Origin of the sequence: Ekhidna sp., assembly GCF_039940915.1 — a bacterium.
Taxonomy (GTDB): Bacteria; Bacteroidota; Bacteroidia; order Cytophagales; family Cyclobacteriaceae; genus Ekhidna.
Genome location: NZ_JBDVFO010000001.1, coordinates 1,045,095 through 1,062,664, shown reverse-complemented (window position 1 = coordinate 1,062,664; position 17,570 = coordinate 1,045,095). Strand labels below are relative to the sequence as shown.

Below are 17,570 nucleotides of genomic sequence, written 5' to 3'. Positions count from 1 at the left end.
GAGCTAGTGCTTGTAAATGTCGATTTCTTTCCGAAAACCTCCGGAAAGCTCACTGAATGGCAGGATAACCACTAAAAGTTCGTCATCAAACTCTGCAGAAATGCTCTCTAGTTCAACATCTGCTGAGATTTTGATCATCCCTAACACATTGGGTAAGGTGTATGAATTGACGTGGACGTTTTGGTAGATCAAAAGATCACTACCATTTACTTCCACTTTGATATCATCAGGTGCTACAGAAGGGACACTCACCTCCAATCGGTAGTGATCTTTTTCTGTTGTCTTAATAAATGTGGGAAAGATGGAACCCCCATTGATATTGTTCACCACATTGACCGTTTCAGCTAGCCGCTTGCTTATTTCTTTATCTACTCTCATTTTCTTTCTGCTGATTCTCACTCTCTCTTTCAAAACCCATTCCAAAAGGCTTTCTTCAATAGTAAACGTGTCAGTATGGCCGATTCTTTTATTTCGGAATGGCCATTCTGGCTGGTTGTGACATTCAACAATTCATCCTACCAAGGAAACATTCCATCTTTTTTTCTGTCATTGAGGTAATCTGATCTCCTATTTTTCTAAAAAATTAAAAGACTAAAACTCATGAAAAGGACTTTATTCATTTTTGCAACCGTTCTATCGCTTGCTTCTTTTGCACAAAAAGAGCGTCCCAAAACACTCATTGGAAATGACCCTGAAGATATTTCGGGATTTGGTGGTGTCTTATTTTCATTCATGCCTATCGACGGTGACTTATCCACTTTAACTGGCGGAGGTGGCGCAGTACTATTCGATAATACATTTTTCGTCGGGGGTTATGGACTTGGACTAACCGGAAATCATGACTTTAATTCAAATGGGACAGAATTCACCTCAAGCTTCGGACATGGAGGTTTTTGGTTGGGCTATGTGATCAAGCCAGATGATCTACTGCACATGGGCGTGGATACAAAGTTGGGTTGGGGTAGCATTACAACCAAATCAAGAGCAACGAATGCGCAGGTTAACGAAGACGATGTTTTCATTTTTAACCCACAATTCTTCGGCGAAACGAATATTGCGTATTGGTTTAAAATCAATGCATCTGTTGGCTACCAAAAGACCATTGGTGTTGACAATGATTACTTTGACGCAGGTGACTTTGATGGGCCTACATTTGGCATTTCCTTGCTGTTTGGCTGGTTTAATTGAACCTAAATGCGTTAATTTTCAAGGGTGCTGTCAGTCTTGCTAAGAAGACAGTACCTTTGATATTCAAATTTTAACGCATGGCATCATCTAATCACAAGCGCGCGATCATTGGATTTATCTTTGTATTCATAGGCGCTATTTTCCTCTTGGATAATCTGGGATTCGACATGGATATCCCATACTACCTATTTTCATGGCCAGCAGTTTTTGTGGTTCTTGGAGTTGTAAACCTGCTGTCAGGAAATGGAAAAGCCGCATTGATTTTTTTCGGGCTAGCCACGGTCTTCTATCTCCACTACTATCATGTGGTAAGAATAGGAGAAATATGGCCTTTGATTCTGATCATCATTGGTTTATCCTTTATTCTTAAAAAGAAATCAGGCCCTCGAAGTATTTCCGAGAGCAGCGAAAACTATTTTGACGAAGTGGCAATATTTGGCGGAACGGAGCGCAAGTTCATCTCCGATAATTTGCAAGGGGGAAAAATTAGCTGTGTTTTTGGAGGTTCCGAAATTGACCTTCGGGGATCTAAAGCTCAAGATGGAGCAGTCATCGAGATTTTCTGCATGTTTGGTGGAGTGGAACTTATGCTTCCGGAAGAATGGAAAGTAAACATGGACGCCACAGCTATATTTGGCGGGTTTAGTGACTCACGCAAAAATGTGACCAATGGATCTTCCACAACTATCCACATAAAAGGGTTCACCATGTTTGGTGGTGGAGAATTAAAAAATTAATCCACAATGTTGCGTTCCGAAGGAATATCGCTGCGTGCACTCCAAAGCGATGATGCTGAAACGGTCGCTAGTCTCATCAACAATAGAAAAGTGCTCGATAATCTTAGGGATTACATTCCATATCCATATAGTAAAAAGGACGCTGAAGAATTTATTCTATTTAGCACTAAGCAAGATCCGACCGTTACATTCGCGATTCTCTCACATGATGAAATTTGTGGGGTGATCGCAATTATTCCTCAAAGTGACATCCATCGCATGTCAGCAGAAGTGGGCTACTGGATTGGTGAACCCTATTGGGGCAATGGAATAGCGACCCAAGCCCTGAGCTTAATAACAGAATACGCCTTTTCGCAGCTTGATGTGATCCGTTTATATGCCATCGTCTTTAGCCCCAATGACACCTCAAAACGCGTGCTTGAGAAATGTGGTTATAAAAAAGAAGGAATCGGCAAAAAAGCGATCATTAAAAACAATCAGATTTTAGATGAACACAGGTATGCCATCCTAAAATCTGATTATCTCAACTAGCATTTTTATTCATCTTTCAACAATTCATAGCCTTGATTGATACCTAGCTCAGTAGCAGGCACACCATCTCGCATCCACTTTGGCATTGGTGCTCCTTTCAGATAATAATCAAAAAACTGAGCCATTCGAATGTTAAAATCAATACGGTTTTGAACTTTCACAGGCCAGTGGGGTTCTCCACGGTAGTTTAACAACCACGCTGGTTTATTCAGTCTTCTTAAAGCACCAAAGTACTCGATGCCCTGATACCAAGGCACTGCTCCATCTTCATCGTTGTGCAGAATAAGTACGGGCGTTTGAACCTTGTCTACATAAAATATGGGTGAGTTTTCAATATATCTCAGCGGATATTCCCAAATAGTACCACCGATTCTACTTTGTGTATGCTCATATTGAAACATTCTGCTACGACCTGATCCCCAGCGAATACCACCATATGCACTGATCATATTCACCACTGGTGCACCTGATTCGGCACATTTGAAAATATTGGTCTCGTTAATGAGATGAGCAATCTGATATCCTCCCCAACTATGTCCCTGCACGCCTATATTTTCCTCATCTACAAACCCTTTTTCAATGAGTGAAGTAACACCGGGAATTACACAGTTGTAGGCATCTTCACCTGGATATCCTTCCTTATAGTTTACATTCGGATTGAAAATAAGGTACCCTCTGGATGCATAAAAACTATAGTTTATCGTCGACCTACCAGGAGTTGGATCATTGTACCTATTCAGTCTGTTTGAACTCTTTTCATAGAAGTTGACGATCATTGGATACTTCTTTGTTGGATCGAACCCTTCTGGTTTTACCAGCATTCCTTCCATTTTTTGTCCATCTAGCGAATTCCAATAAACCAACTCTATGCTACCCCATGTGTAGTTTTTTTGCTGAGGGTTTAGATCACTGATTTTTTTGACTGATTTGAATGAAAGGTTAGTGGCAAGAATGTCTGGGAAGGTGTTAAAGTCTTCCTTTGTAAAAATCAAATTCGCAGCATCTCTTGCCTTGTTGAGTGAGTTATATTGGTAGTCCCCGGAAATGAGCTCTGCTGGCTTGTTCTTACCGTAAGAGAATGAAAAAAGAGCTTCGCTTTTATCCGTTTCATAAAATCCGGAAAGCAGAAGTTTCTGCCCTTTTTTTATGAATCTCTCTTCTCTGTCCAGTCTGATGTATCTGTAAGTAAGCTTATCTTTTCTCCCATTTGGGGTAATTCGCTTAGCCGCGCTTTCTCCCTTAGGGTCAACTTCCCAGATATCAAAACGATCATAAATCAAAACACGCTCATCATCCTCTGTCCAACTCATTACTCCATAAGGCCATGGGTCTGAAGGCGTATCGTGGATCTCATTGTAAAATGGGACTTGAATGTTATTAGTTATTTGAACAGCAACCTCCTCTGCAAATGAGTAAGCAAACCATGCAGAGTCACTGTTATTATACCAATAAGCATACTTTCCATTGGGAGAAAGGGCGATGAACCCCCGCTCAGCATCCATAATTTTGGTTTTGTTACCATTGCTAAGATCTACTGTGTATACATCATTGAGGGTATATCCTTCCCAAGTAGCCATTTTTCTGTAATTGTAATCACTCATCGCAAGCGCTGTATTTCCATCTCCTTGATTGCTCACTGAAACTCTGGAATAATCATTACCCCCCAGCTGAATCACCTGATCCCTGTCTGTATCGTAGTAGCTCAAGTAGCCAAACTTTAAGTCATTATTTCGCTGATTTTCCTGTTGAGTGAATAGTCTTTGGTCCTTGTAGTTCCATACTTCAACGTTCACTATTTCATCATCAAGTAACGCAGTGTCTTGCAGCACAGGAAACTCCTTCGCCTCAAAAAACAGTCGCTTGCCCGATTCAGAAAAGTACGAGCGAAAATCTTTATTTACCATCAATTGATTAAGGCTCTCATTCTTAGCTATTGTCTGGCTACTATCCCAGGCTGTTTTGTAGTAATGCAGGTGAAAATCTCTTTTTAACGCCTTGGTGGTGTCCGTATCTGAGATAAAAGAGAGTTGATTCCCTTTTTTATCCCATTCAAGTTGATGGTACTCTCCTTTCGATCTAAATACTGGCTTGAAGTTCTTTTTATCAAAATCAAAAGTGTAGACTCCTTCCATGATGGTGCTGTCATTTCCAGTAGTTGTTAATGCTAAGCCAGCACCCTCCTCAGGAATTTCGTAATCAAGCACATACGAAAACGTATATTCCGTTTGGTCACTTAAATTCTTTACAACCAGATCATATCCATTTTTCTTGCTCCTTTTTTTCTCTTTCTTCTTGGCCGTATCAGGGGCAGGTTCATAGAGATAAACAACATAATCATCCCATTTCTCAGGCACTTTAAATGACTTTAAGCCAGCCACCTTCGTCATACTTTTCGACCCGATTGAATATAAGGCTAGTGTGTCACCGGGAAGGTCCTTTGCTTTAGTCTTTTTTCTTTTCAAATCCCTAAGTTCATCATAGTCAGGTGATACTTTGAAAATCAGAAATTGTGAATTGTTTGAGAAAGAAGGATTATAAGATCGGTCATGCTCCATCACCATGTTACCATTGAATTGATGCAGCATCAGTGATTCGTTTCCGTATCCGTTAGGTTCTGCGGTATAGGCAATATGAGATCCATCGTTGCTAATGAGATCTCGACCGACATCACGCCAGGTGTTGTAAGCGCTGTGGTCAAGTTCCTTTTTGTTTTGAGCGATACCGAAAAAAGGGATAACGGTTAGGATTAGGATAAGCTTTTTCATATTCATTCATTCTTAAGAGAATTTAATACTAGCTAAAAAAAAACTAAATGTTCAAATGAAAGTATACAGGCGGTAATAAGCTGTTACTATAAGTTTTTAAGGGAATTTCAATATATCTACTAAAAAATTAGTAGATATACTAAACCTTTAGTAGAATTGCGTCGTACAAGACAAAGCATATGGATACATTGACAAAAGCGGAAGAAAAAGCAATGAAGATTTTATGGTCAATCGATGGTGGGTTGATCCGAGATGTGGTGAGTAGATATAATGAACCAAAACCAGCATATACTACAGTGGCTACCATATTCAAAATACTTGAAAAAAAAGGATTTATAGGAAGAAGAGCAATAGCCAACACGTTTGAATACTATCCTCTTATAGAGGAGGAAGATTATACGAAGAAGTATATGAAGTCATTTGTGAAGCGATATTTCTCAGACTCATTTAAGAGTATGGTCTCCGCTTTTGGCACGAATGAAGAGTTGAGCACGAAAGATATGGAAGATTTAATTGAGCACTTCCAAGAGCAAATCGAAAAGAAAAAACCTGAATAATGGAAAGCTATATACTAAAGTCAAACTTGGCTCTCGCTAGTTTTTATATACTCTACAAATTGGTGGTCTACTACAAGATCAGTCACCAATTTAAAAGAATGGTGGGCATTGGGATCGTCTTATTCTGCACATTTTTTCTCATGATTCCATCTTTCCAGTTGAGTCCTTCTTCGAGTTACTCTCCCGGTGTAAAAAAGTTGATTGAGACAGCAAGCACACTTGATTCCACAATGGCAATCAGCATGCCAGAAGAACACGTCAGCACTTTCATGGTAATCTACTTAACAGGCGTTGCCTTTTTTAGTCTACGCTTTTTGATAGGCGTAAGTGGTCTTATCAAGCTATACATCCAATCCACTAAAAAGAAAAGTTGGGGTTTTAATCTTGTTGAAACGCCTGATCCAATTTCCCCCTTTTCATTTTTCAATTTCCTATTCATTCACAAAGGGGATGCATCTAAATCAGGATTGGAGCCAATTGTACTTCACGAGCAAGTTCATCGTGATCAATACCATTCCCTTGATGTGATTCTTATGGAAGCCCTATCCATTTTCTACTGGTGTAACCCATTTATTTGGCTTCTAAAAAAAGATATCAAAGCAAGTCATGAATTCATCGCTGATGAATTTGTAATCAACAAGGGTTTTGATAAACTGGCCTATCAAGACCTATTATTCAAGGAACGTACTGGCGTCTCCTACAGGGCAGTAAGTTATTTAAGTAATCAATTGAGTTTAAAACAACGGTTTAATATTATGGAAAAAAGTAAAATTAATTTGAAAAACAGCTACATGCGGGCCGGAATAGTTCTGGTGGCAATGGCACTAACAGTATCTATTTCATCGTTCAGAACAATCACAACTTCATCTGAATCAATGGGTGCTGAACCTAATGTAATAGTCACTACTAAGGATGGTAAAGTGGATTTGGAAAAGGGAATTCCTTTTTCTACCAAAATCATTTTTGTAAAACTGGTTCCCAATGGAAATGAAGCCGATGAGCTCCAAATCACAAAGATGGAAACCACGCTTATTTCAGAAGGACAGGGACTTGCTACTATGGAGACTGAAGGCTCTGTAATTGTGAAGAATCTTTTATCGCGATCTGAAGAAGAAAAGAATAACATGCTTCTATTAGAAATAAAACAGTATCGAACAAAAGACAAGCAAGGCATCATTGAACGGGTTATTCCCGACAAACCTATTTTCTTAAGAATTCCAGTTTATTAATAGACAAGCTGTGGATTTTAACCAACCTATACAGGGTTGGTTTTCCTGTTTAGGCCTTTCATAATAACCGTTGTTTTCACACCACCAGCTTAATCAAGAAGTAGACGCCCAATCCAAATAGAAAAAATCCGGGTACCTTGTGCACAAGGAAAGGATTATCGGCAATCTTGGTGAAGCGCTTACCTAAAGCATTTACTGTCAGCAACAGGCAAAATGTCCCCGTCGAGAGACCTATTAAATACATCCAAAATCCATATTCATCCACATTGATCCAATGGTCATTTTCGAGGTAGGTCGTGATCGCCAGCCAAAAGGGAATAGTCATGGGGTTTAGAAAACCCAGTAGTAACCCTCTGAGGAAGCCATGTCTTCCTGTCAATTTCGTATCCACTTTGATCGATGAAGAGGTAGACTTTGAAAAAATATTGGAGAGTCCAAGTCCAATGAGCGCAATCGAGGTAATGATCCTGAAATAGTCAGCGATTACTTCATTGTTGTTGAGAAAGATGTGGAACTGAACCGTTACGCCTGCATAGATAAACTCAACGGCAGAAGCTGCAAAAGCAAAGAATACTGCGGCCCTTCTTTTATGCAAAATGGCAAGCTGCATAACGGATACATTGATGGTTCCAGGAGGAATTGAGCCAATATAGCTCACCACAAAAGCAACGATTAGTGTCTGTAAAATCATGAAATGGCAAGTAGGCGATTATACCGTTGATGGGCTTTCCACTTTTTGAAGCCTCGCTTAAAGCTCCAATAGGAATGCCCCTTTTTTCGATTTAGGGCACTAATATCTGACAAAACCGATAAATGCCAAAGAATGTCCTTGTATGCTTTCCAAAGTGGATACCCCGGCTGGTAAATATGTGCGGGTTCTGCCCCTGCTCCATTCAACTCCAATATTGAAAAATTTTTGAGGTATTTTAAATCGTTATAAGACTCGCATTTGATATCGAATCTCCCGAAATAGAAGTCTGGAATCTGATCCGCAAGCTTATTGAATGCCTGATTCAATGCTTCATCAATCTCATGGTTGTCACTCAAAAATTTTGTTCCTCTACAGTGGTTTCCGATTGGTTCAATGACTAGCTGCTCTCCAATTTTAGGAATATTATTCCCAATCAGCTGAAGGTGGTCACTTGCCAAGTCTGCAGTCATCCGGGCGCGCGTATTTTTTTTCAATAAATCTCTTATTGTACTCTCCCCGTCACCGACTACAGTCAAAAAATCCTTTCGAACGATGGAAGTCACTTCACCTGGTCTATCCGGATATTTCACATAGAATACACCCAGCTCAATGGGTAAATCGACCATCTCTTGAAGAAGAAAGTCTACAGGGCAGGTTTCTACATATTCCTTAAGGGCGTTTTGAGTCTGAATCTTACTTACCCAATTGCCCCGCTCACCTACATCGGGTTTCGCAATCAGCGGAAATCCTATCTTTTCAGCTTCTAATGCCGCCCTTTCCAAACCTCCTTTTCCAACCAGTATGGTTTTTGGCATATACTGATCTGGGATCAGGTCAAAAATATCCGACTTTTTTTCACCCACCATTCCGCCAAACTCGATACTCGGATTGGACGCTGTGAAAAAAAAGAAGGAACGATGTTTTAGTATCAACCAAGCGTAATAGAAGAATACAGGAAAGTAAAGCACTGAGAAAGGCCAATATTCCCAGTGTCTCAGTCTGATGAACAGCTTTTTCAATGGTCTTATTGGTTCGTTTTGAAGCCCGCACGATACCTGACGGTGGAGCTGGCCACTCCGAAGTATTCTGGCAGTGAAATGTAGGTCAAAGATTGCTTCACAGCCACCTTCAACAAAGCCATGTGATGAATTGCGTGCTCAATGTTGTAAGCCAGTTCTCTGTAGAAACTGCTTTTCATGCTATCGTTCGCATCATCGCTCATTGCATAATTTGCTTCAAAAGTGAGTTGAAAATCTTCCTGATGCTTATCCAAGAAATCTGTGATGCTATCAATAACCGTCAGCGCTAGCTTCTTGTCTGTTTCTATTAAGGTGTCGTGCTTCCGTTGATCGTAGTTTACAGTTCCGTCATTTTTTGCATCAAAAAGACAGATAAAAAATTCCAGTGTGTGCCTGATATGCTGACCGAACGTAGAGTCGCTCAATTCCGACAAGGGTCTGGAAAAATCATCTTCTCTGCAAGAGTGGATGATTTGAGATAACTGTGAGAGAAGGTCCTTTGCTGATGTGTGTAGCATATGTATCAATTAATGCAAAAATAAACATACGGATTTTCTCTGGTTCAGATTTTGAAAATCTTATCAAAGGTATTCCTATTGACTTTCCTTGGAGAGAGAATTTATCGCGCTCCATATCAAATCTGATTCAAACCCTTTGGATACAAGGTACGCAAGGGTTTTTTGCTTGCGCTTAAAGTCCTCGTCTTTTTCCAATCGATCCCACTTGGTTTTCGCCAACTCCAAAAGCCGACTGAAGTACTTTTCTGGATCTATTCTGTCCAATGCGGTTTGCACTGCGGTTTCAGAAAGCTTATGTGAATAGATATGGGCTTTGATCTTTTGCTTGCCCCAGGAGTTGAACTCAAACTTGTCATTGCAAAAAGCATTTGCAAACCGCTGCTCATCAACGAATCCCTCTTTCAATAGCTCGGCAACCAATTGAGATGCATCTTCCTCTGCGATCCCCCAGGTCTGGATTTTCTCTAACAATTCGCTTGGAGAACGCTCTTTGAAAGCACAGAACCTCCCTGCTTTTTGTTTTGCTTCTTTGATGCCCAGCTTATTAGCCATCAAAAATTATTTTTCAGCGATATAGCCCTTACGCTTAAGCACGGTCTCGAGAAATCGAATTTCATTTTCATTGTTGAATATCCTGAAAGGGAGATGTACCAACTGGGCCTTGCTCGCAAAAAGGATAAAGGCGTCTTTCCCTTTTTTTGCGCGTTTGATTTGATCCCATTTCATTGGCATTCCCTGCTTGGCATTCATCTTGATTAAGATTTGCTGTGAGGAAATCTCATAGGATAACTTCTGAAACATGAATTTGCCTTGCTCCAGTTGGGTAATACCAGCAAATTGGATCAACCAAAAAAGCAAATACAATGACAATGCAATCGAAGCTCCTGTTATCCACCAGTGGTTTGGTATCAAAAAATACCCCGAACATATAGCTCCATAAATCAGGAATACCCACCATTGCTGCTTCAGCGCTGCTTTAAAGGCTATTCCGATATATTTTTTCGTTGGTAGTTGATATTTTTTTGTCCTTACTATCATGGCTCAATCGCTCTTTTTCTACTTCTTACAATGATTATACCGCGAATATAGAATTTAAATAGCTTTGAGACTCATATCGAGGCTTCTGTATGAGTGTGTAAGTGCACCAACTGAAATATAATCAACACCTGTTTCGGCAATCTCAGCAATCGTTTTTTCTGTAATCCCTCCGGACGCTTCAGTTTCAAAACGGCCACCAATCATTTTGATCGCCTGACGAATATCCGAGGGAAGCATGTTGTCCAGCATTACTCTATGTACTTGTCCAACCTCTAGCACTTCATCGAGCTCTTTCAAGCTTCGAACCTCGATTTCTATATTTAATTTCAGCTTGTTTTTTTCAAGATATGCCACGGTCTGATTAATGGCATTTTTGACCCCTCCTGCAAAATCAATGTGATTGTCCTTGAGCATCACCATATCATACAACCCAAATCGATGATTGACACCTCCACCAATGACTACCGCCCACTTTTCGGCTAAGCGAAACAACGGCGTTGTTTTTCTTGTATCGAGCAATCTGGCTTTTGATCCTTTAATCAATTGGTTCATGTGATGGGTATATGTGGCCACTGCGCTCATCCGCTGAAGGCAGTTGAGAACCAGGCGCTCTGCAGATAAGATAGATCTGGAGCTCCCTTTGACTGTAAATCCAATCTCACCGTGCTCAATGAGATCCCCATCTTTTTTGTTAAACTTAATTGCTAGGTTCGAGTCTATATGATGAAAGATTTTCTCAGCCAATTCCAACCCCGCAATCACCCCATCATCTTTTATGATCAAGTGAGCCTCGCTGGTGGCATTCTCCGGGATAGATCCCAATGAGGAATGATCGCCACTGCCAATATCCTCTGCAAGTGCTGCTTTGATGAAAGCATTGATGTTTTTACTAGTTAAATAAGGTAAGTTCATTTGTGGCGGAATTAGTGGTGCAGGCGTGCAAAGGCGAAATAAGCTACTCCTGACTGAAATTCAAAGTATCAATTCGGTATTCGTCTCCTATTTTTTTAATAAACATAACAACGCGGTAGACTCCATTATCATGTGTATATCGGCCAATTGTGTATTTAAGACCCTGAGAAGACCCTTGATGAATGTAGGCAAAGCTTTTCGGGGCATTCTTAGAAAAAAAATCCCTTAAAATAACCTCTGCTTGTGCTTTGCTATAATTTGAACTCTCCCCGTTTATTTTAATTTCTACCGTCTGGTTGCAAAACTTGATGAGCTCCTTTGAGCTCCCCGCTTTTAGCGCTGTTCCAATATTCTTAACCGTCTCTTCCTGAACAGGGGAGAAGAAAAGCGTTAGAATAAGAATTAGCATTTTCATGTCAATTTCAAATGTTTGTACACAATGTAGTAAAAACCATGCCCAATTTATTCAATCAGGGAAGTACATTCAAAAAATAGACCCCTCTATATTTGCTACATGAACAAGAAAGTCATTCTTCTGATACTTGATGGTTGGGGCATTGCCAAAGACAAAAACGTATCGGCAATAGACAAAGCAAAAACCCCCTTTGTAGACAGTCTATTTGAAAAATACCCTCATAGCACATTGGAAGCATCAGGATTGGCCGTTGGTTTACCGGATGGTCAAATGGGTAACTCAGAAGTTGGCCACATGAATATTGGCGCCGGCAGGGTGGTGTATCAAGACTTGGTAAAAATCAGCAATGCGGTGAATGACGGCTCAATTGCTAAAAACGAAACCTTGAAAAAAGCCATAGGCTATGCTCGAGAAAATCATAAACCCATTCACTTAATCGGTCTTGTTTCTGATGGAGGGGTTCACTCGCACATCGACCATATCAAAGGATTGCTTACCACTTTTTCTGAGGAAGATTTTCAAGATGTATTTGTGCATGCTTTTACAGACGGAAGAGACACAGATCCGAAAGGAGGCGTGGATTACCTGAGAGACTTGCAACATCACATGGCAAATGCCACCGGGACACTTGCCACCATTACTGGAAGGTACTATGCCATGGACAGAGATAATCGGTGGGAACGAGTAAAACTGGCATATGATGCCATGGTACACGGTGCAGGCAAAAAGGTGCAAAACCCCTTAAGAGCAGTGGAAGAGTCATACGTGGAAGGTGTGACTGATGAGTTCATCAAACCCATTGTATGTGCCGATGCTAAAATTCAAGAGGGAGATGTGGTTCTCTGTTTCAATTTCAGAACGGATAGGGGTCGACAAATCACCCAAGCGCTGACGCAGCAAGACTTTGCTGAGCAGGAGATGAAAAAACTGAATCTCCACTACGTTACCATGACCAAGTATGACGACTCGTTTGCCGGAGTACATGTGATGTATGACAAGGACAATCTGGAAATGACGCTTGGAGAAGTGCTTGAAAAAAATCAAAAAAAACAGATTCGCATTGCAGAAACAGAAAAATACCCTCACGTCACGTTCTTTTTCTCCGGAGGAAGAGAAGAGCCTTTTGAAGGTGAGAAGCGAATTCTATGCCCATCGCCAAAAGTAGCCACGTATGACTTGCAGCCTGAAATGAGCGCAAAAGATATCAGAGATCAAATAATTCCCGAGTTAAAAGAAAAATTGACTGACTTCATTTGTCTCAACTTTGCAAACCCGGATATGGTCGGTCACACAGGGGTTTTTGAAGCGGCAGTGAAAGCATGCGAAACAGTAGATCAATGCACTGAAGCGGTAGTAACTACTGCTCTTGAGAACGACTACCTATCCATCATTATCGCAGATCATGGCAATTCCGATATGATGATCAATCCGGATGGCACTCCAAACACTGCCCACACAACGAACCTTGTGCCTTTTATTGTGGTTGATAAAGACTTCAATGGAGTGCTTGAAAGTGGAAAGCTTGGAGATCTTGCCCCCACTATTCTGAAACTAATGGGTGTAGATATCCCTTCGGAAATGACTGGAGAAATTTTAGTTAATAGTTAATTCGTGAAAAAAATATTCATAATCCTGATAGTGGCAAGTAGCTGCCAGAAACTGAAACCTGAATCGGTAAGTATTTCCGATTATCCCGATTACGAGGAATTGATGATAGATCAGGTAGAGCTATTAGCAAACACAAAGATCCGAAAAGAAGTGTGGCTGGATGGTAAAAGTGAAATTCAGGTCTTAAGTATGGATTCTACCAGCTGGATGAAAGAGCTTTCTTTTCTTAAAGAAATCAATCCAAACCGACCAGAGTATGCAGGTGCCTTTGAGAAAGTAGAGGATCAGCTCAATCAAACACTCGTCTTAAAAGAAGGTGAAAAAGGTGCATTGAAAAAAACTACCTTCTCAAAGGACGCCAGCTACTTTCTCCAAATCAATGCCACTTTCCATGAAGACAAAGACCTGTACATCCATCATCGTGAAATTGCACTCGCCTTCGAAAACGGTGTGCTAAACTCACTACACATCGCTGGTTATCAGAAAATGATGTTTAAGGACACGGTAAAGTTCAGGATTGCCCTTACGGTAAATTAGAACTTTACCTCCAACATTTTTATCGCGGTAGCCGCAGCCTCATCTCCTTTGTTGCCATGCTTACCTCCGGCCCGATCCAATGCTTGCTTCATATTGTCCGTTGTAAGGACACCAAAGATTACAGGCTTGTTATACTTCAAGCTTACGTTAGTAATACCATTTGCCACCGCCTCACAAATGAAGTCGAAGTGACGTGTTTCACCTTGGATAACACACCCCAAACAAATGACCGCATCAATATCCGATCGCTCTGCCATCCATTGCCCCCCGAGGCTTAGCTCAAACGTACCCGGTACATTCATTCGCTCAATATTATCACGACTAGCTCCGGCATTAGTCAATGTTTGATAAGCTCCCGAGTAAAGTGATTCTGTTACTTGCTCATTCCATTCGGCAACCACGATACCAAATTTGTTTCTACTGAGGTCCTGGGATTGGTTGATGCTTACGTCGCTAAGGTTTTTTTCTGATGATGCCATAAAACAAATAGAATGAAGTTTCTACAAATAAAAAATGTCACCCCTAAATGGGATGACATCATACCTAATTATTTAATTTTTTTATTGTGCCAGCGCTTCCAATCTTGCTTTCTGCTTTTTAGCATCGTGAATTTGCGGTGAAGCAGGATATTCTTTCACAATTTTATCATATGTCGCTACAGCCCCAGTAAGATTTGCGTTCTGCTCCTGAGCTATTGCCAGCTTCTTCAAATAAATTGGTGTGAACGACTCGTTCTCTTTATAGTCCGCAGCTTGATTGTAAAAATCAATTGCGTTCGTAAAATCATCCATCTCCATGTAAGCATCTCCGATCAAAGAATATGCCCTGCCTTGAAGCAAGTAATCATCACTACTGAATTTCTTCAGGTTTCTTATCGCTCCTTCGAAATCACCTAGCTTTAGATAAGAAGCACCTGCGTAGAAACTGGAAAGATTAGCTGCCTTAGTTCCTGGAAATTCATCCATGATCTCTAAAAAGCCGTAGCTATTTCCATCTCCATTTAACGCCAGGCCTAAGCTATCAGCATCAAAGTAAAATTGAGCTTGAAAAAGCTCTTCTTGCGCCGTACGGTTCTGGTTCGTTATGTAGTAATTGTAAGCAGCAAACCCAACAATTGCCAAAGCAAGGATTCCTCCAATACCAAAGACCATTACTTTGTTTCTCTTACTGCTAAAAAACTCATTGGCTTTTTCAACGATTGCATTCGGATCCTCCAGAATCTCTACACCTTCATCTTTGTTTTTTCCTTTTGCCATTTCTTTGAATGTTGGGCATTCTTTTTAAGGGTAGAATGCCGGATTATTTCAATTAATTCTACGCCGTTTGGCGTTTGCGGACGCAAAGATATATTTTTTGTCCAGATGTGTAAGGTTATCAGTTAATTATGTGTTGACAAACGGATAATCACTTTCAACATAATTGTCCGTATAAGCTTCTGAAGCCTCTGGCCATGGCGAGTCTTCTGCAAACTGAACCGCCTCTAAAACTCGATCTTTGATCCCTTTGTCTATTTCTTTCAACTCGTCTTCTGTAGCCCATTTCTTTTTAAGAATGGTCTGCTTCACCTGCTCGATTGGATCTTGCAACTTGTACTCTTCCAGCTCTTCCTTGGTTCTATACTTTGCTGGATCAGACATGGAATGCCCCTTGTATCTGTAGGTTCTAAACTCAAGAAATGTCGGTCCATTGCCCTTTCTTGCTCTGTCTGCCGCCTCGGCTACCGCAGTATGAACATCCTCCACTTTCATGGCATCTACAGGAGCTGAAGGCATATCGTAGGCTTCTGCCAGCGTATGTAGTTCCGTAACATTCGAAGTTCGCTCCACTGATGTTCCCATGGCATAGCCATTGTTTTCTACAACGAAAATCACGGGCATCTTCATGGTCATCGCCATGTTGAACGCCTCATGCAATGCACCCTGACGAACCGCGCCATCTCCCATGTAGCAAATACACAAGCTTTTAGTGCCTTTGTATTGCTCAGCAAAACCGATTCCTGCACCCAGCGGAATTTGACCTCCCACAATTCCGTGACCTCCCATGAAGTTCACTTCTTTATCAAACATATGCATCGAGCCGCCTTTTCCCTTGGAAACGCCTGTCGCTTTTCCAAAAAGCTCTGCCATCACTTTCCCTGGATCGGTGCCCAAAGCCAATGGATGTCCATGATCTCGATAAGCTGTGATCCACTTGTCATCTTTATCTAATGCTGAAACAGCACCAGCGGCACATGCTTCCTGACCAATATATAAGTGACAAAACCCTCGAATTTTCTGCTGGCCATACAATTGACCTGCTTTCTCTTCAAACCTTCTCATCAGCTGCATGGAGCGAAACCACTCCAAGTACTGGTCTTTTGAAAACTCGTTAGATTTTTTTGTTGTCTTTTTAGCCGCCATAGGACCCAATTGTTTGATTTACTTTGTAAAACGGATAGCGAAATTACAGCAAAAAACCATGATCCTGAAAAGTCTTCGGCTCACAAACTTCAAGAACCACTCAGAATCTCATTTTGAATTCGAGGATCGGGTCAATTGCGTGCTTGGAAAAAATGGAATAGGTAAGACTAATCTGCTTGACGCGATCTATTATTTATCTTTTACAAAAAGCGCTTTAGGGTCGCAAGACAGGTTTACGATAACGCATGACCAGCGCGCATTCACCCTTCATGGTACGTATCAGGACTTGACCATCGCGATTCAATTTGAAAAGGGAAAAGTAAAAACGCTGAAAATCGATGGGCAGGAACCTGACAAGATAAGTGACGTCATCGGCAAAGTGCCACTCGTCGTAGTATTGCCAGACGACACTTCCATGATCAGGGAAGGGAGTGAGGAACGTAGAAAGTTTTTTGATGGCGCTTTGTCCCAGTTTGACCCTGAATATCTTCAGGCCTTGTTGAAGTATAACAAGCTTTTGAAACAGCGTAACAGTTTATTAAAACAAGCTGATGGAACAAAGCTCAATACGCAGCTATTGGAAACCTATGATGAGCAGTTGATTCCACTGGCCATTGCCATCTCCAAAAGAAGGAAGGAAATGAAGGAAGTTTTTCTCCCCTTTTTGGAAAAGAACTATTCCGATTTACATGAAGGTGGAGAGGTTCCTGATTTAAACTTCAAGACGCATGTGGACGATTCTTTTGAAGCCCGATTCAAATCCAATGTACAGAAAGATCAAATAATGCAACGCACGTTGCTCGGCAGCCACAGAGATGACTTTGAGTTTGTGCTTGATGGAGAGCTCATCAAGAAGTTTGGTTCACAAGGTCAGCAAAAAACATTCATTATCGCATTGAAGCTAGCACTTTATGATTTTCTAAAAGAACAGACTGGCAAAAAACCATTGCTCCTACTAGACGATATTTTTGATAAGCTGGATGATTCCAGAATTCAACTGCTGGTGTCATTGATCTTAGACAGTGATCGTTTTCAGCAGATATTCATTACCGATGCACGGAAAGATCGAAGTAAAGAGCTATTCAAGAAGGAGAAAGCCGTAAACTTTATAGACCTTTAACCTCAAGATGAAAGAAGATCCAATCAAAAGTTTTCGCAATGCCTTTCAAGGGTTCCTCAAAGAAGAGAACCTGGAGCATACCTTCAAGCAGAAGCAGGTCATTGCAGATTGGGAGCAAATCATGGGCAAAACCATTGCGTCCAGAACAACCAAGGTCTTTTTCAATAAGAAAACACTTTTCGTAAAGCTTTCATCAGCACCTCTAAAAAACGAAATGCAAAATTCTAAAGCGCAGATTATACATCTGATAGAAAAGGAGATTGGTAAAGGAGAAGTGGACGATGTTCGGTTTTTGTAGTTGATCGC

21 protein-coding genes are annotated in these 17,570 nt (G+C 40.9%); 9 read left to right on the top strand and 12 right to left on the bottom strand.

What is annotated here, in order from left to right:
* Nucleotides 1–3: 3 nt before the first annotated feature.
* A complete protein-coding gene (locus ABJF57_RS04905) occupies nucleotides 4–378 on the bottom strand; it encodes an Hsp20/alpha crystallin family protein (RefSeq protein ID WP_462230632.1) in 375 nt (124 codons plus the stop codon).
* Between the two features lie 222 nt (nucleotides 379–600).
* Here ABJF57_RS04905 and ABJF57_RS04900 point away from each other — a divergent pair, with 222 nt between their 5' ends.
* The 3 genes from ABJF57_RS04900 (at nucleotide 601) to ABJF57_RS04890 (ending at nucleotide 2,456) form a co-directional block, all read left to right on the top strand.
* The gene (locus tag ABJF57_RS04900; RefSeq protein WP_462230634.1) at nucleotides 601–1,188 is read left to right on the top strand and encodes a hypothetical protein; all 588 of its coding nucleotides are present in this window, start codon (nucleotides 601–603) and stop codon (nucleotides 1,186–1,188) included.
* Nucleotides 1,189–1,265: 77 nt separating this feature from the next.
* Nucleotides 1,266–1,925 (top strand): LiaF transmembrane domain-containing protein, encoded by a 660-nt coding sequence (locus tag ABJF57_RS04895; RefSeq protein ID WP_462230636.1) that lies wholly within the window; start codon nucleotides 1,266–1,268, stop codon nucleotides 1,923–1,925.
* Nucleotides 1,926–1,931: 6 nt separating this feature from the next.
* Nucleotides 1,932–2,456, top strand: coding sequence for a GNAT family N-acetyltransferase (locus ABJF57_RS04890; RefSeq protein ID WP_462230638.1), 525 nt, complete (start codon nucleotides 1,932–1,934; stop codon nucleotides 2,454–2,456).
* Nucleotides 2,457–2,461: 5 nt separating this feature from the next.
* Here ABJF57_RS04890 and ABJF57_RS04885 read toward each other — a convergent pair whose 3' ends face one another.
* Nucleotides 2,462–5,221: an alpha/beta hydrolase family protein gene (locus tag ABJF57_RS04885; RefSeq protein ID WP_462230640.1), complete on the bottom strand. Its 2,760-nt coding sequence runs from the start codon at nucleotides 5,219–5,221 to the stop codon at nucleotides 2,462–2,464.
* Nucleotides 5,222–5,400: 179 nt separating this feature from the next.
* Here ABJF57_RS04885 and ABJF57_RS04880 point away from each other — a divergent pair, with 179 nt between their 5' ends.
* Together ABJF57_RS04880 and ABJF57_RS04875 are read left to right on the top strand one after the other, a co-directional pair.
* Nucleotides 5,401–5,778, top strand: coding sequence for a BlaI/MecI/CopY family transcriptional regulator (locus ABJF57_RS04880; protein WP_462230642.1), 378 nt, complete (start codon nucleotides 5,401–5,403; stop codon nucleotides 5,776–5,778).
* A complete protein-coding gene (locus tag ABJF57_RS04875; protein ID WP_462230644.1) occupies nucleotides 5,778–7,007 on the top strand; it encodes a M56 family metallopeptidase in 1,230 nt (409 codons plus the stop codon). The genes ABJF57_RS04880 and ABJF57_RS04875 overlap by 1 nt, the downstream gene beginning before the upstream one ends.
* A gap of 76 nt (nucleotides 7,008–7,083) precedes the next feature.
* Here ABJF57_RS04875 and ABJF57_RS04870 read toward each other — a convergent pair whose 3' ends face one another.
* The 7 genes from ABJF57_RS04870 to ABJF57_RS04840 form a co-directional block, all read right to left on the bottom strand.
* Entirely contained in the window at nucleotides 7,084–7,698 is a 615-nt protein-coding gene (locus tag ABJF57_RS04870; protein WP_462230646.1) for a LysE family transporter, read from the bottom strand.
* Nucleotides 7,695–8,717, bottom strand: coding sequence for an ATP-grasp domain-containing protein (locus ABJF57_RS04865; RefSeq protein ID WP_462230648.1), 1,023 nt, complete (start codon nucleotides 8,715–8,717; stop codon nucleotides 7,695–7,697). Before ABJF57_RS04865 ends, ABJF57_RS04870 begins: the two co-directional genes overlap by 4 nt.
* 5 nt (nucleotides 8,718–8,722) lie before the next feature.
* The gene (locus ABJF57_RS04860; RefSeq protein WP_462230650.1) at nucleotides 8,723–9,235 is read right to left on the bottom strand and encodes a hypothetical protein; all 513 of its coding nucleotides are present in this window, start codon (nucleotides 9,233–9,235) and stop codon (nucleotides 8,723–8,725) included.
* A gap of 75 nt (nucleotides 9,236–9,310) precedes the next feature.
* Nucleotides 9,311–9,787 carry a regulatory protein RecX gene (locus ABJF57_RS04855; protein WP_462230652.1) on the bottom strand — a complete coding sequence of 159 codons (477 nt, stop codon included), beginning with the start codon at nucleotides 9,785–9,787 and terminating at the stop codon, nucleotides 9,311–9,313.
* A gap of 6 nt (nucleotides 9,788–9,793) precedes the next feature.
* A complete protein-coding gene (locus tag ABJF57_RS04850) occupies nucleotides 9,794–10,273 on the bottom strand; it encodes a YcxB family protein (RefSeq protein ID WP_462230654.1) in 480 nt (159 codons plus the stop codon).
* Between the two features lie 54 nt (nucleotides 10,274–10,327).
* The gene (gene nadC / locus ABJF57_RS04845; protein ID WP_462230656.1) at nucleotides 10,328–11,185 is read right to left on the bottom strand and encodes a carboxylating nicotinate-nucleotide diphosphorylase; all 858 of its coding nucleotides are present in this window, start codon (nucleotides 11,183–11,185) and stop codon (nucleotides 10,328–10,330) included.
* Nucleotides 11,186–11,228: 43 nt separating this feature from the next.
* A complete protein-coding gene (locus tag ABJF57_RS04840; RefSeq protein ID WP_462236026.1) occupies nucleotides 11,229–11,600 on the bottom strand; it encodes a DUF4783 domain-containing protein in 372 nt (123 codons plus the stop codon).
* Between the two features lie 99 nt (nucleotides 11,601–11,699).
* Between ABJF57_RS04840 and gpmI the strand changes: the two genes are divergently transcribed.
* Together gpmI and ABJF57_RS04830 are read left to right on the top strand one after the other, a co-directional pair.
* Nucleotides 11,700–13,208 carry a 2,3-bisphosphoglycerate-independent phosphoglycerate mutase gene (gpmI, locus tag ABJF57_RS04835; protein WP_462230660.1) on the top strand — a complete coding sequence of 503 codons (1,509 nt, stop codon included), beginning with the start codon at nucleotides 11,700–11,702 and terminating at the stop codon, nucleotides 13,206–13,208.
* A 3-nt stretch (nucleotides 13,209–13,211) separates the two neighbouring features.
* A complete protein-coding gene (locus ABJF57_RS04830; RefSeq protein ID WP_462230662.1) occupies nucleotides 13,212–13,745 on the top strand; it encodes a hypothetical protein in 534 nt (177 codons plus the stop codon).
* Here ABJF57_RS04830 and ribH read toward each other — a convergent pair.
* The 3 genes from ribH to pdhA all read right to left on the bottom strand — a co-directional run bounded on the left by ribH (nucleotide 13,742) and on the right by pdhA (nucleotide 16,144).
* Nucleotides 13,742–14,224: a 6,7-dimethyl-8-ribityllumazine synthase gene (gene ribH / locus ABJF57_RS04825; protein ID WP_462230664.1), complete on the bottom strand. Its 483-nt coding sequence runs from the start codon at nucleotides 14,222–14,224 to the stop codon at nucleotides 13,742–13,744. The genes ABJF57_RS04830 and ribH overlap by 4 nt on opposite strands.
* A gap of 81 nt (nucleotides 14,225–14,305) precedes the next feature.
* The gene (locus ABJF57_RS04820) at nucleotides 14,306–15,001 is read right to left on the bottom strand and encodes a tetratricopeptide repeat protein (RefSeq protein WP_462230666.1); all 696 of its coding nucleotides are present in this window, start codon (nucleotides 14,999–15,001) and stop codon (nucleotides 14,306–14,308) included.
* A 126-nt stretch (nucleotides 15,002–15,127) separates the two neighbouring features.
* Nucleotides 15,128–16,144 (bottom strand): pyruvate dehydrogenase (acetyl-transferring) E1 component subunit alpha, encoded by a 1,017-nt coding sequence (gene pdhA / locus ABJF57_RS04815; RefSeq protein ID WP_462230668.1) that lies wholly within the window; start codon nucleotides 16,142–16,144, stop codon nucleotides 15,128–15,130.
* 58 nt (nucleotides 16,145–16,202) lie between these two features.
* Between pdhA and recF the strand changes: the two genes are divergently transcribed.
* A complete protein-coding gene (gene recF / locus ABJF57_RS04810) occupies nucleotides 16,203–17,264 on the top strand; it encodes a DNA replication/repair protein RecF (protein ID WP_462230670.1) in 1,062 nt (353 codons plus the stop codon).
* A gap of 7 nt (nucleotides 17,265–17,271) precedes the next feature.
* Complete coding sequence (locus ABJF57_RS04805) at nucleotides 17,272–17,562, top strand: DciA family protein (protein WP_462230672.1); 291 nt, start codon at nucleotides 17,272–17,274, stop codon at nucleotides 17,560–17,562.
* Nucleotides 17,563–17,570: the final 8 nt, after the last annotated feature.